Here is a 12,222-nt window from a genome sequence, read left to right as displayed (position 1 = left end):
TTCGAATTTCTAAATCAGTTTTTTTCGCCAGCCATACAGCAGAAGTCAAAATAATTTTCGAACTGAAGATAGCCGATGATTCCTATGGTAAGGAAGCATCGGCTTGTATTATGTATATTGAGTTAGTTCACGTTTCTGGAATAATTGTAATAGCGACGGTCCGAACTGGAGCCTCTATTTCGTCATCTTTACTTTGGCTATTGTAGTATTTAATCATTAATTCGTTAAGTTCGTTTTGAAATTTTCCAAAGTGTTCCTCGTCTAGCTTTAATTCTACTACAGAAAAAGTAGCCTTATCTTCTTGACTGTTTTGTTCTTCTAATTTCTTAAGGTAACTTTGATATTGTGTCATAAGTGATAACTGGTAATAGGAAATGTAGTTTAACTTTTCATCATCAGATAATCCTTTCCATTCACTTCCTTCAATTTTTGCATCTTCTTCATTGATTGCGTAATATTTTTCAGAAACAGATTTCACCTTTTTTTCTTTAATTACATGGACGATACCAGAATCAACCATTGTTTGTAGCTGCCTATATAGTGTTGCTTGAGGTACATTTTTAATGATTTTTACCATTTCTAATGGTGTTAGCCCATCTTCTTTATTTCTCATTAACACTTGGCAAATTTTCATTCTTACCGGATGCATTAAAATTTCAACTTTATTACTCATTATATCACCTTATATATCGTTTTTTATTCTCATTATAAATAATGAGAATAATGATTGCAATCCATCTGTTTTTATTTTATCATTATCAATAATGATAATGAGATTTAGAAGGAGTGATGACAATGAAAATACATTATGGATTGAATGATCTTAAAGACATTGATATTATGGCTTTTCTACCCATTATATTGCCAGTTATTGCAGTGGGGGCACTTTTAGTTTTAATTGCATTCATTGATTTATATCGACATAGGAAGACAAGAAAAAATGTACTTGTATGGACGTTAATTATTCTTTTCGTTAATATATTGGGACCTATCTTGTACTTTGTTATAGGGAGAAAGGACAGTGGGAAATTATGAAATTAGAGATTAAAAATGTAACAAAATCATTTAAAGGGAAAATTGCTGTCAATAATTTCTCGATGGAATTGCAAGCGGGGGAATGCGTCGGATTAATTGGACCAAACGGAGCAGGGAAATCCACATTAATAAAAGTAATTTCGGATATTACTAATCCAACTGCTGGTGAAGTTTTATTGAATGGGATAAAAATATCAAAAATGAAAAGTGAAATTGGTTATCTACCTCAATATCCTAATTTTTTTCATTGGATGACAGCGAGAGAAACGCTTACGTTTATGGGCCAACTTTCGGGGTTGAAAAAAGAAGAATTGTCAAAGTCGATTCCGAAAATGTTGGAGAAAGTTGGACTAAAGGGAGAAGAAAATACAAAGGTTAGTACATTTTCTGGTGGAATGAAGCAACGACTTGGTATTGCACAAGCATTATTGCATAAACCTTCGCTTATTGTCATGGATGAACCGGTATCCGCATTAGATCCGATCGGCCGGCGGGAAGTATTGAATCTGATTGAAGAAATAAAAAAAGATACAACCATTTTATTATCAACCCACATCTTAAGCGATGCAGAAGAAATCTGTGAACGACTTGTCATTATAAAAGATGGAACAAAAATAGAAGACACAACGATTACGGAGCTTTTACACCGTAATCGTGAAAATAAATTAGTTATTGAAATAACAGCTAAAGATCAAAAGTGGATTGAAATTGTGAAAAAATTACCGTATGTGAAGAACGTAGAAGTGGTTGGGCTTAAAATCAAAGTGAAGGTTGAAAGTATCGAAATAAACAAAAATATGTTATTACAAAATGCACTCGAACATGAAGTGGACATCGTTAAATTTGAAATGAGCAACGATACTTTAGAAGAGATTTTCTTGAAATTGGTGGTGCAAAAATGAATAACTCAATGGTATTGATAAAAAAAGAATGTGTTCAAATGTTACGTGATTTTAAGATCATTTGGCTACCAATTGTTTTTATATTTTTAGGTGCAACACAGCCGATAGTAACTCATTATTTACCATCAATTCTAGAAGCGTTAGGTGGAGGCCAGGGAATTACAATTGATCTGAGTATGGCAGCGCAAAAAGGGGGCGAAGTATTAGCGACTACCTTGGGATCCCAGTTTGACCAGCTTGGACTTATGATTCTAGTGATTTCTATGATGGGTGCAATTCAAACAGATAAAGCTAATGGTATGCTGGCCTTTATTTTAACAAGGCCCGTTACTGTTACTTCATATGTAGGTGGGAAAATAGTGTCAAACTATGTAATGGTAGCGTTTAGTGTAACAATTGGATACGTAACTTCTTATCTATATGTAAATTTTCTTTTTACTGCCGTTCCATTTGCACACCTAATTACTGGATTACTATTTTATCTAATTTGGGTTCTTTTTATCGTATCTTTCACAACGATGATAAGTGCTATTTTTCACAGTCAAGGTATTATTGCATTAATTTCAATTGCGTTCCTTTTAGCCTGCAGAGTAATTGTCGGTTTGAATCCAATAATGGATCGGCTTAATCCAGCCGGTATGAGTAAGTATGCAATGGAAACGTTAGTTACGGGGGGCGTAAATTCAAACGCAATAATTACTGGATTACTAACTATAGTGTGGATTTTATTGACACTCTTCGTAACGTATTATTGGATTGCTAATAAAAAGTTTCATTATGAATAAATGTGATGAGGGTAATGGGTTTAAATAAAACACCCCAACAATAAAAAGCTTCCACTACTGTGGAAGCTTCTCTAACTGAAAGTGTTGGAATTACTACGAGAACAGTGGTGCCTTATGAATAAGGGACAATAAAAAAACTTCTGGATGCAAGAGGATTTTTTTATTGGGAATAGTAAGGATGAGGGGAGGTGCATTACATATGGGAAAAGGTAGAAGTAATAATGCTGGTAAAAAGCAACCAAATTTCGATGATTCATCTAATTTCGCTAAACAAAGTCAACCGACAGAAAAGAAGAAGAAATAAAAAAAGGAGCTCTCTTTATCAAGAGAGCTCCTTTTTTAGATATATGGATGTTTCAACACAACAGATTGTGTGTTCAATCAAATAGTCATACATGTAAGGTTTAAACTCCTGTCTCCACTACTGTGAAAGCTTTTCTAAATGATGCGCAATATCAATATACATATTTGAGTAAACTGAATGGATTTCATTACTTGGCGTAGCGTTAGAAGAGAAGTGGACAATGACCATGTTTGCTTTTGGATCGATGTAAAGTGTTTGTCCGTAACTACCTAACACTTCGAAAGCACCTTGTTCATTGTGCGGAATCCACCATTGATTATGATAAGAAATGGAAGCTCCAGGGCCAACTGCAAGTTCACCTTCTTGGACATTTTTTATATCTTCAGTAATAGAAGAAGGGAGAATTTGTTTTCCGTTATATTCCCCGTTGTTTAATAGTAATTGTCCGAATCTAGCCATATCTCTAGCATTTGCATTTAATCCAGCACTTGCTTGTTCTACTTTCGTTTCATCTGTAACGTAATACGCGTTTTCTTCCATACCAATTTGAGACCATATGCGCTCGCTAACATTTTCAGCTAATGATTGACCAGTGATCGTTCGAATCACCCAAGCGAGTGTTTCTGTCGATCCGTTATTGTAAGAAAAGGCAGAACCAGGTGGTGCAGTTTCTTCTGCTTCTTGTAACATATCATAAATTTTCATTGGACCATCGTAATTTTTACCTCGAGGTAAAATATTGCTCGCCAAGTATAGTTGTGCATCTTGATTTTCTAACGCTGGATGTTCGTATCCGTGAGTAGGGTACTCTGCAGACACTTGCATGTCCATTAATTGCTGTAGTGTTGCTTTTCCGAATGGTGTATTTTTTAATTCTTTTATATATGTGTCAGCTGTTTTTTCTAAGTCAATACGGTTTTCTTCAGCGAGAGATTGTATTATTGCTCCGGAAAAAACCTTCGCTAATGACGCCATACCATGAGGTTCGCTCTCGTTATATCCATTGAAATATCGTTCATATACAAGTTGTCCATTATGTACAACGACAAAAGCATCCGTTTTATTATCGTCTAAAAGTTTTTTTAGAGGAATTGTATTTCCAAATCTACGCTCTACAGCAAAATCGTCTAAGTTTTGCAATGCGGTAGAGAAGTGGGAAACGTGATCCGGGTTATTTTTCACCTCGTTAATTAAAGTGAATTCTTTCATATGTGTATACGACCAACGTAAGTACGGGTCATCTAACCAATTTTTCTTCGTCACGTTATTTTTCGATGGGATTGTTTTATTATGTTTGAAGTATGTAAAACCGAGCCCTGTAATTACAAATATGAATGTGATTATGAGTAAGAGTAGGGGAGATTTTTTTAGTTTCATAGCGGTCCCTCCTTTTTATTTCTATTATAAGTATACGCTTCTATTGAAAGAAATACAAAATAAGGAAAGTAAACGGGGAAGTTTACTTTCCTTATTTATGTTAAGCGGAAACTTTTCCGTCTGTATGTTGTTTCTTGAATTTTTGTTTTCGTCCGTGTAATCCATAATAGAGAAGTAAAGTAAACGCAACGATAATAGCTGCGATAAAATACATATTATGGTAACTCGATTTCGCTGCGACGATACCTAAAATGAAAGAACCAAAGCCAATACCACTATCAAAGAATGAGAAGTACGTAGCTGTCGCAGAACCACGTCGATGGTTTGGAGCGGCAGAAATCGCAATCGTTTGGAAGCTAGGAATTAATGTTCCATAGCCTAAACCGATTAACATACCTGCGCCAAGGAACCAAAATGAAGTTTGTGCTTGGCTTAAAATGAACATCCCAATTGTGAAAATAATGATAGCTGGGTAAACAAGTACATTTTCACCGAAGCGATCAAAAATCTTACCTGTAAATGGACGAGAAATTACAACAACAAGTGCGTATAAAATAAAGAAGTAACTTGCAATGTCAGCTAAACCGAGCTCTTTTGCATAAATAGGAATAAAGGATAAAATGCCACTATAAGAAAAGGCTAAAACAAATCCTGTCAGAGCGATCGGAATAGAAGATGGTTCAAGTAAGTCTTTCCATTTCATTTTTTCTTGTTTTTGTTTCTTTACTGGTGCTTCATGCGGAATATTTACAAGTAGTCCTAATAAAAATGCAAGCAATGAAAATACGGAACAAACGATAAATAATACTGTAAATGAAAAATGAGAAATAATTGTTAAACCTAAAAAAGGACCAATTACCATCGGCAAACTCATGAATACGCCGAAATAGGCAAGTGCTTCGCCGCGTCTATGAGCTGGCGCAACATCTGTGACAATCGTACCCGTTGCAGTTGTTGCCATACCGAACCCAATACCATGTAAGAAGCGAAGGGCAAGTAATAAAAATAAACTTTGCGCACCGAAATACATAACAGTAGCGGCTAAAAATAAAGAAAGTGAAATAAATAATATTTTCTTTCTTCCTAAATCATCGAGCCATTTTCCTGTAAATGGTCGACATAAAACAGATGAAATAAGAAATACAGTTGCAACTAAACCAATTTCCTCAGGTTTTCCTTTTAGACCGTCTATTACATAGACAGGTAAAGTAGTCATAAGCATATAAAATGTTAAAAAGAGAAATAGACTACTAAAACAAGTTCCGAGGAAATCCTTCGTCCAAAGTTTCTCACTTTGCATCGTCATCCCTCCAATTTAATCTAAGTTTTTAATAATTTGTTGTAACACTTGAAATGCTTGATGTAACTCATCTTCGTTAATACCTTCTAGCGTCTTTTCTTCAAAAGTATCAACTTCTTCTTGCCATACCGGAATCATTTTTATCGCTGTTTCTGATAAAGAAATAAGCTTCTCACGGCGATCTTTTCCTTCTGTACGAATAATCCATCCCATCGTTTCCATACGTGTTAACGTACGAGTCATCGTTGGTGATTCAACATTTAAATACTGGCATAACTCTGTTTGTGTACAAGAACCAGTTTGATTGATGCGGAAAATAACAGCCCATTGCGCACTAAATAACCCAGTGGGAGATACGCGTTCATTAAATTTCTTCGTAAACTTGCGAGAAGTCTGGCTGACAATGTGAAAAAAATGTTGTTTTTCGTCCATGTATTTTGATCCTTTCAAATTAGTTACCTAGCTAACTATATACTTTTTCATTATAATTGTCTAGTAATAGACATGTTGATTTATGTAAAAATTTCGTATAGGTTTTATGTTGCGAACGTATATTCTACATGCTATTCTTTAATTAAGTAAAGAATTTTCTTTCTATTAAAAAGAATGGGGGAACTTGTGATGATTAAGCCTGCAACAATGGAGTTTGTTTCACTATCGAACGGAGAAACGATTGCGTATCAGGAAGTTGGAAGGCAAAATACAGAAATTCTTGTACTCATTCACGGGAATATGACGTCGTCACAACATTGGGATTTAGTTATTGAAAAGCTGCAAGATCAATACCATATTTACGCTCTTGATTTAAGAGGATTTGGCCAATCAACATATAATCAATCGATAGATTCATTACAAGACTTTGCAATAGATGTAAAACTATTTGTCGATCAATTGAAGCTAGAGAAATTTTCATTAATGGGCTGGTCAATGGGCGGTGGTGTTGCGATGCAATTTACAGCGAATCATCCAACATTTGTAGAAAAGTTAATTTTAGTAGAATCAGTGGGCATGAAGGGATATCCAATTTTTAAAAAAGATATAAACGGGCAGCCAATCGTATCAAGTTTAGTAAAGACGAAGGAAGAGGTTGCACAAGATCCCGTACAAATTGCTCCAGTGCTAGACGCGATAAAAAATATGAATAAATTATATTACCGTACAGTATGGAATTTATTAATATATACACATAATCAACCGGAACCGGATCGTTATGAAAAGTATTTAGACGATATGTTAACGCAACGTAATTTCGTAGATGTAAATTATGCGCTCATTACATTTAATATTTCGGATGAACATAACGGGGTTGTAGAGGGGAATAAGCAAATTCATCATATTAAAGCTCCAACACTTGTCGTACAAGGTGACAGAGATTATGTCGTACCGCAAGTGGTCGGTGAAGAATTAGCAAAACATTTACCGAATGCAGAGTTGAAAGTGTTAGAGGATTGTGGTCATTCGCCGTTTATTGATTGTTTAGATGTATTTATAAAACATGTAGAGGATTGGTTAGAAGAGAAATAATCCCCGAAATGAAAGGTATTGCATATACTATAACATTGTAGGTAAAAGGGGAGATTATCCATGCATCATCCGTTCTTAATTGCGCATTCGCCATATAATCATCATATATATACAAAAATAATGATAGCTCCGATGTATATGCAAGTTTCACCAGCTGTAGTCCCTTTACAAATGCAATACCCGCAGCCACCAATTGCTCATGCACAGCAATACGTGTATGAAACTGCTTTTTATAAACATCCGTATTTCAAGCAATTCCATAACAATGTGAAAGCACAAGTTTGGGAAGGATAAGAAGCTAAAAGGTTCATTCTTTTAGCTTCTTTTTAATTGCGAATATTCGTACACGTATTTGAAGAAACAGTTTATAATGAAAGGTGGAAAGCGTGAGAAGGAGAGGGAAAGGGATGTCGATGCGTTTTACTTTTTGGATTATGGTTGGGATTGTAGCAATCTCAGGTTTATCACAAGGGATGCTTTTACCGGCCATTGCAATGATTTTTGAACAAGAAGGGGTTAGTTCAAGTATTAACGGTATTCATGCGACGGCACTATACATTGGGATATTAGTTATTTCGCCGTTTCTTGAAAAGCCGATGCAAAAGTTTGGAATGAAGCCAATTATCGTCATTGGTGGGTTTCTCGTTATTATTTCATTATTCTTTTTTACACAAACTTTTTCATTTTGGGTATGGTTTATTCTTAGATTTGTAGTTGGAGTCGGAGATCATATGCTTCATGTCGGAACACAAACATGGATTACGACAACAGCAGACCCAAGTAAAATAGGGAGACAAGTATCGATATACGGTGTATTCTTCGGAATTGGTTTTGCCGTTGGTCCGTATTTAGCAAGCACTGTTCAGTACGGTCTTGCAACGCCATTTATTATATCCACTATACTGTGCTTAATAGGTTGGCTATTATTACTGCCGACGAAAAATGCATTCCCGGCGCAAGATGAAAGAGAAGTGAAGAGTGAATCATCATTTTCTCGTTATAAACAAGTTGTTGGATTAGGATGGATTGCACTGCTGGGACCACTTGCATACGGCGTACTGGAAGCAATGTTAAACAGTAACTTACCAGTATACGCGCTTCGTAAAGGATGGTCTGTTTCAGAAGTATCCTTCTTATTACCAGCATTTGCAGTTGGGGGCATTATTACACAAATTCCGCTCGGTATATTAAGTGACAAATACGGAAGGGACCGTATTTTAACGTGGACGTTCTGCATAAGTACGGGCATTTTCTTGCTGGCAGCCGTATTTGATCAATATTACTGGATCGTCTTTGCCTGCATGTTGTTAGCTGGTATGGTCATTGGATCGTGCTTCTCGTTAGGACTTGGATTTATGACAGATTTATTACCGAGACACTTACTACCAGCAGGTAATATCTTATCTGGAATCGCTTTTAGTTTAGGAAGTATACTGGGACCTGTATTAGGAGGCGTATTTATAGAAAAAATACAGTATACAAGCTTTTTTATTGCGGTTATGATTATAATAGGAATTCTCGCAATGTTATATATCGTCTACATGAAGAATCAATTCGCATCAAGAAAAATAGAAAGTAGGTTAGGGCATGACAAAACAACCTAAGAAAAAGAAATTTGAAGTACTCGAAAACGAAACAATTACAGATTGCTTAGCACGTATGGAACAAGAAGGCTATGCACCGTCTCGTCGTATGGAAGAACCAATCTTTCATGAAGTGAAGAAAAACGGCAAAACAGAAGTTGAACCGTGCGGTAGGAAAATTGTTTTTGAAGGGAAATTGAAGTAATCTAATAAAAGTTCTTCTTTGTGGTATAGAGCCCTCCAAATCGTTTGAGTTGGAGGGTTTGTTTATATTGGGCGGAGAAAGGATTGCTACTTTTTCCGTATATTGCTAAAATAAGTTCTTGGGGCTTACTTGTTGTTAACGGTATAATAATTGTCGCTCAACTTAAAGAAATTAGTTACACAGATTTCGCACTAACTAAAGAGGGGGCGGCAGCAATCTCTTATTTTTGGAGCCACTCATAAACGTAAAGCAAGAGAGAAGGATATATGAACTATTCGCCTCTCTAGTTTAGATTCACCTGCTATTACAATTGGAACTAGTATATCAAATTCAACATCCTATTGGATAATGTTTTTCTAGCTATCTATTCATTCTGATAGAAATAATAGATTGTTAGAAAGTGAAAAAGATTATCCGTATATTCCGAAGCAAATTTAATAGAGTGTTTTCAAAAATTAAGTGTAAAACAAAAATACGCTGTTTTAAAAGTTATTTGTTAGAATTGGTTATTAGTAATAAAACAGAAAAGAGGATTACATGTTAGATAATTTACAGAGAAATAAAAAGCTTTTTTTAGTATGTTTTATTTTTTTATTGATTTTAACCGCTTGTGACAATACAGATATTAAGACATCTAAAGCTTCATTACCACCGGCTCAATCAAAGGCAGATACATCATTAAAAACACCGAATTGGGTCGATAAAAGTCCTATTCAAAAATCCCCTAATTTTATTGAAGATAAAAAAGTAAAATCGGTAGTGAATTTAATAGCAACGGGTGATAATTTATATCATGACGCAGTAATTAAAGATGGAAAACAAAAAGATGGTTCATATGATTATAACTATATTTATGAAAATATAAAAAAAGCTGTTCAATCAAGTGATCTTGCTATTGTGAACCAGGAGACTCCAATTGCAGGAAATCATCTAAAAGTACAGGGATATCCTACTTTCAATACACCTGAAGAAGTAGGTCAATCTTTAGTGGACACTGGATTCAATATAGTGACTCAAGCGACAAATCACGCTATGGATATGGGTATTAAAGGTGTGATGAATACAAGAGAATACTGGAAGAAATATCAGGATGTTATCCCAGTAGGCATTAATGAGAGTCAAAACGAACGCAATGAAATAAAAACGATCACCAAAAATGGTATTCGCTTTGGGCTACTTAATTATACATATGGTACGAATGGAAATAAAATTCCAGGTGATAAGTCTTGGGCATTAAATGTAATTGATAAAAAAGCGATACAAAATGATGTGGAAAAGGCAAAGAATAATTCTGATATGGTGATTGTTATGGTGCATTGGGGAGTAGAATATACTTTTACGCCTTCAAAGCAACAAAAAGAAATTGCTCAATATTTAACAGATTTAGGCGTAGATGTAGTGATTGGAAATCATCCACATGTAATCCAACCAATTGAGTGGAAAGAAAATAAAGATGGACATCAGACGCTAATCTATTATTCTCTTGGAAATCTTATTTCTGCTCAAGAAAAATTAGAAACATTGATTGGAGGACTATCGTATATACAATTTGTTAAGTATGAAGATGAAACTTTTGGTATACGACAAGCTGCAGTTGTACCGACAGTAACCGACTATGCTGATGGTAAGAAGCATTTTAAAATTCAATTTTTAAAAGATTATTCAGATGAAAATTCTAAAAAACATGGGGTTAAAGAATTTGACGGCCCTGTTTCTTTGAAGGATTTTAAGGATATTCCTAAAGAAGTGTTGGGAAATTGGTATAAAGACTAATAAACAAAAAGGGAATGAGATACAATTAAAAAAATTATAATTTTAGCATTGGTATTGGCATTGGGATGGAGCCTTGCTGCTTGTAGTGGAAAACAAACATCTCAGGAAACTACTAATCATAATGATAAAAATAAAATTGATATAAAAGCGAATAAAAAAGATACTTTACCTATTTCTGATCTTAATGATTGGAGAATTATTCTTGTAAATAGAGAACATATGTTACCAAAGGAACTAGGGATTGAATTAACAAGTATCACCCAAAGTGCTAAGCCAAATATGAAAATAGATAGCAGAATTGCAACTTCCTATCAGGATATGGTAACAGCTGCAAAAAAAGAGGGCATTAATCTTTATTTAAGGTCAGGTTATCGAGCTATAAAATTACAACAAACTTATTATGATGCTTCAGTTAAAAGCTATAAATCTCAAGGTTTGTCGGATACAGAGGCTAGTGCTAAGGCATTGGAATATCTTCAGTATCCTGGCGCAAGTGAGCATCATACTGGATTAGCGTTAGACATTATTTCAGTTGAATGGCAAAATACTGTAGAAGACTTAAATGCAAAATTTGAAACTACCGATGCATTTAAATGGTTAGATAAAAATGCTGCAGAGTATGGTTTTATTCTTCGCTATCCAAAAGATAAAGAGGAAATTACTGGCATTAAGTATGAGCCATGGCACTATCGTTATGTAGGAAAAGAAGTTGCTATATATCTAAAAGAAAAGGGATTAACTTTAGAAGAATATTGCGAAAAAATCAAGTCTGACAAATAAAAGTACACTTTGATTCTATTAAAAAGCCAGTAGACATATTTCTCCTCAATAAAGGAGATAAATTATGCATTGTCACTGGAAAAGTTGGATCTGAAGGATGTCTCCATCTTCCTCTTAGTATTGCGAAAACTGTGTATGATAATGTAAGTACGTATGAACCTATGTATGTATCAAGAACTTAAAGTTATAAAAGAAGCAGTGAAAAAGGATCTGATATTCATATCAGATCCTTTTTTCATTCGTAACATGGAATACTTGCTTACATGGGTTAGGTATCCCTGGTCTTACCTTCATAGAAGGAGCTGAAAAACTAAAAGACGAGTACAGGTTTATATATTTATATTGTTTGTAACTTATTAACAGTTTTCATTTTTAGATATTTCGGCGCGTTGAATATAGCCATCAGAGAAGCTGAAATAAAGAGAATAGCTTCCTCGATTATATATGAAGCCTTCACTAGTTATATCCTCTCCGATTCCATATGGCTCACCAAACCATCCTTTTCATTCATTAATAGTGATATCCATTTTCACTGAAATATATCTAGCGTCCGAAGGGTACATGTCAATATTATAATCGCCGTAAACCGCTATATTAGGTGCATCACATTCTGTACATGGTGCTTTTTTCAAAACATGTGGTAGATACAGTAAA

Annotated in this window: 14 protein-coding genes and 1 pseudogene; 10 read left to right on the top strand and 5 right to left on the bottom strand. The window is 34.8% G+C overall.

The window, feature by feature from the left end; all coding sequences use genetic code 11:
• Window positions 1-127: 127 nt before the first annotated feature.
• Entirely contained in the window at window positions 128-673 is a 546-nt protein-coding gene (locus ACZ76X_RS03845) for a transcriptional regulator (protein WP_000066854.1), read from the bottom strand.
• 122 nt (window positions 674-795) lie between these two features.
• Between ACZ76X_RS03845 and ACZ76X_RS03840 the strand changes: the two genes are divergently transcribed.
• Genes ACZ76X_RS03840 through ACZ76X_RS03830 form a run of 3 tightly spaced genes read left to right on the top strand, consistent with a single transcriptional unit; the run spans window position 796 to window position 2,722 of the window.
• Window positions 796-1,035, top strand: a complete 240-nt coding sequence (locus ACZ76X_RS03840; protein ID WP_087958979.1) for a PLD nuclease N-terminal domain-containing protein — start codon at window positions 796-798, stop codon at window positions 1,033-1,035.
• Window positions 1,032-1,937 carry an ABC transporter ATP-binding protein gene (locus tag ACZ76X_RS03835; RefSeq protein WP_479849598.1) on the top strand — a complete coding sequence of 302 codons (906 nt, stop codon included), beginning with the start codon at window positions 1,032-1,034 and terminating at the stop codon, window positions 1,935-1,937. The genes ACZ76X_RS03840 and ACZ76X_RS03835 overlap by 4 nt, the downstream gene beginning before the upstream one ends.
• On the top strand, window positions 1,934-2,722 hold the full coding sequence (locus ACZ76X_RS03830; RefSeq protein ID WP_479849597.1) for an ABC transporter permease subunit: 789 nt from the start codon (window positions 1,934-1,936) through the stop codon (window positions 2,720-2,722). Before ACZ76X_RS03835 ends, ACZ76X_RS03830 begins: the two co-directional genes overlap by 4 nt.
• 421 nt (window positions 2,723-3,143) lie before the next feature.
• On the opposite strand, the gene ACZ76X_RS03825 is transcribed toward ACZ76X_RS03830, so the two are convergent.
• The 3 genes from ACZ76X_RS03825 to ACZ76X_RS03815 form a co-directional block, all read right to left on the bottom strand.
• Window positions 3,144-4,403 carry a serine hydrolase domain-containing protein gene (locus tag ACZ76X_RS03825; protein ID WP_479849596.1) on the bottom strand — a complete coding sequence of 420 codons (1,260 nt, stop codon included), beginning with the start codon at window positions 4,401-4,403 and terminating at the stop codon, window positions 3,144-3,146.
• 100 nt (window positions 4,404-4,503) lie between these two features.
• The gene (locus ACZ76X_RS03820) at window positions 4,504-5,703 is read right to left on the bottom strand and encodes an MFS transporter (protein WP_048525207.1); all 1,200 of its coding nucleotides are present in this window, start codon (window positions 5,701-5,703) and stop codon (window positions 4,504-4,506) included.
• A 15-nt stretch (window positions 5,704-5,718) separates the two neighbouring features.
• Window positions 5,719-6,135: a MarR family winged helix-turn-helix transcriptional regulator gene (locus ACZ76X_RS03815; RefSeq protein WP_139365427.1), complete on the bottom strand. Its 417-nt coding sequence runs from the start codon at window positions 6,133-6,135 to the stop codon at window positions 5,719-5,721.
• A gap of 174 nt (window positions 6,136-6,309) precedes the next feature.
• Here ACZ76X_RS03815 and phaZ point away from each other — a divergent pair, with 174 nt between their 5' ends.
• The 7 genes from phaZ to ACZ76X_RS03780 all read left to right on the top strand — a co-directional run bounded on the left by phaZ (window position 6,310) and on the right by ACZ76X_RS03780 (window position 11,568).
• A complete protein-coding gene (phaZ, locus tag ACZ76X_RS03810; RefSeq protein ID WP_142337414.1) occupies window positions 6,310-7,227 on the top strand; it encodes an intracellular short-chain-length polyhydroxyalkanoate depolymerase in 918 nt (305 codons plus the stop codon).
• A gap of 60 nt (window positions 7,228-7,287) precedes the next feature.
• On the top strand, window positions 7,288-7,521 hold the full coding sequence (locus tag ACZ76X_RS03805) for a hypothetical protein (RefSeq protein WP_479849595.1): 234 nt from the start codon (window positions 7,288-7,290) through the stop codon (window positions 7,519-7,521).
• A gap of 113 nt (window positions 7,522-7,634) precedes the next feature.
• Window positions 7,635-8,831, top strand: a complete 1,197-nt coding sequence (locus ACZ76X_RS03800) for an MFS transporter (RefSeq protein ID WP_098668448.1) — start codon at window positions 7,635-7,637, stop codon at window positions 8,829-8,831.
• Window positions 8,815-9,015 carry an NETI motif-containing protein gene (locus ACZ76X_RS03795; RefSeq protein WP_098668447.1) on the top strand — a complete coding sequence of 67 codons (201 nt, stop codon included), beginning with the start codon at window positions 8,815-8,817 and terminating at the stop codon, window positions 9,013-9,015. Before ACZ76X_RS03800 ends, ACZ76X_RS03795 begins: the two co-directional genes overlap by 17 nt.
• Before the next feature lie 83 nt (window positions 9,016-9,098).
• Window positions 9,099-9,257 carry a hypothetical protein gene (locus tag ACZ76X_RS03790; protein ID WP_479849594.1) on the top strand — a complete coding sequence of 53 codons (159 nt, stop codon included), beginning with the start codon at window positions 9,099-9,101 and terminating at the stop codon, window positions 9,255-9,257.
• 295 nt (window positions 9,258-9,552) lie between these two features.
• Window positions 9,553-10,788, top strand: coding sequence for a CapA family protein (locus ACZ76X_RS03785; protein WP_479849593.1), 1,236 nt, complete (start codon window positions 9,553-9,555; stop codon window positions 10,786-10,788).
• 48 nt (window positions 10,789-10,836) lie between these two features.
• Window positions 10,837-11,568 (top strand): M15 family metallopeptidase, encoded by a 732-nt coding sequence (locus tag ACZ76X_RS03780; RefSeq protein WP_098668445.1) that lies wholly within the window; start codon window positions 10,837-10,839, stop codon window positions 11,566-11,568.
• Window positions 11,569-11,924: 356 nt separating this feature from the next.
• Here ACZ76X_RS03780 and ACZ76X_RS03775 read toward each other — a convergent pair.
• Window positions 11,925-12,212, bottom strand: a pseudogene (locus tag ACZ76X_RS03775) (S-layer homology domain-containing protein); the annotation flags it as partial.
• Window positions 12,213-12,222 lie beyond the last annotated feature (10 nt).

It is taken from the genome of Bacillus sp. BC05(2025) (assembly GCF_056725905.1).
The sequence above is the reverse complement of the archived record's forward strand: the minus strand, read 5'-3'. Positions and strand labels throughout refer to the sequence as shown.

Excerpts from the sequence above, each read along its gene's own strand:
- ACZ76X_RS03845 (WP_000066854.1), bottom strand. The coding sequence starts at position 673 with ATGAGTAATAAAGTTGAAATTTTAATGCATCCGGTAAGAATGAAAATT.
- ACZ76X_RS03840 (WP_087958979.1), top strand. The coding sequence starts at position 796 with ATGAAAATACATTATGGATTGAATGATCTTAAAGACATTGATATTATG.
- ACZ76X_RS03835 (WP_479849598.1), top strand. The coding sequence starts at position 1,032 with ATGAAATTAGAGATTAAAAATGTAACAAAATCATTTAAAGGGAAAATT.
- ACZ76X_RS03830 (WP_479849597.1), top strand. The coding sequence starts at position 1,934 with ATGAATAACTCAATGGTATTGATAAAAAAAGAATGTGTTCAAATGTTA.
- ACZ76X_RS03825 (WP_479849596.1), bottom strand. The coding sequence starts at position 4,403 with ATGAAACTAAAAAAATCTCCCCTACTCTTACTCATAATCACATTCATA.
- ACZ76X_RS03820 (WP_048525207.1), bottom strand. The coding sequence starts at position 5,703 with ATGCAAAGTGAGAAACTTTGGACGAAGGATTTCCTCGGAACTTGTTTT.
- ACZ76X_RS03815 (WP_139365427.1), bottom strand. The coding sequence starts at position 6,135 with ATGGACGAAAAACAACATTTTTTTCACATTGTCAGCCAGACTTCTCGC.
- phaZ (WP_142337414.1), top strand. The coding sequence starts at position 6,310 with ATGGGGGAACTTGTGATGATTAAGCCTGCAACAATGGAGTTTGTTTCA.
- ACZ76X_RS03805 (WP_479849595.1), top strand. The coding sequence starts at position 7,288 with ATGCATCATCCGTTCTTAATTGCGCATTCGCCATATAATCATCATATA.
- ACZ76X_RS03800 (WP_098668448.1), top strand. The coding sequence starts at position 7,635 with ATGTCGATGCGTTTTACTTTTTGGATTATGGTTGGGATTGTAGCAATC.
- ACZ76X_RS03795 (WP_098668447.1), top strand. The coding sequence starts at position 8,815 with ATGACAAAACAACCTAAGAAAAAGAAATTTGAAGTACTCGAAAACGAA.
- ACZ76X_RS03785 (WP_479849593.1), top strand. The coding sequence starts at position 9,553 with ATGTTAGATAATTTACAGAGAAATAAAAAGCTTTTTTTAGTATGTTTT.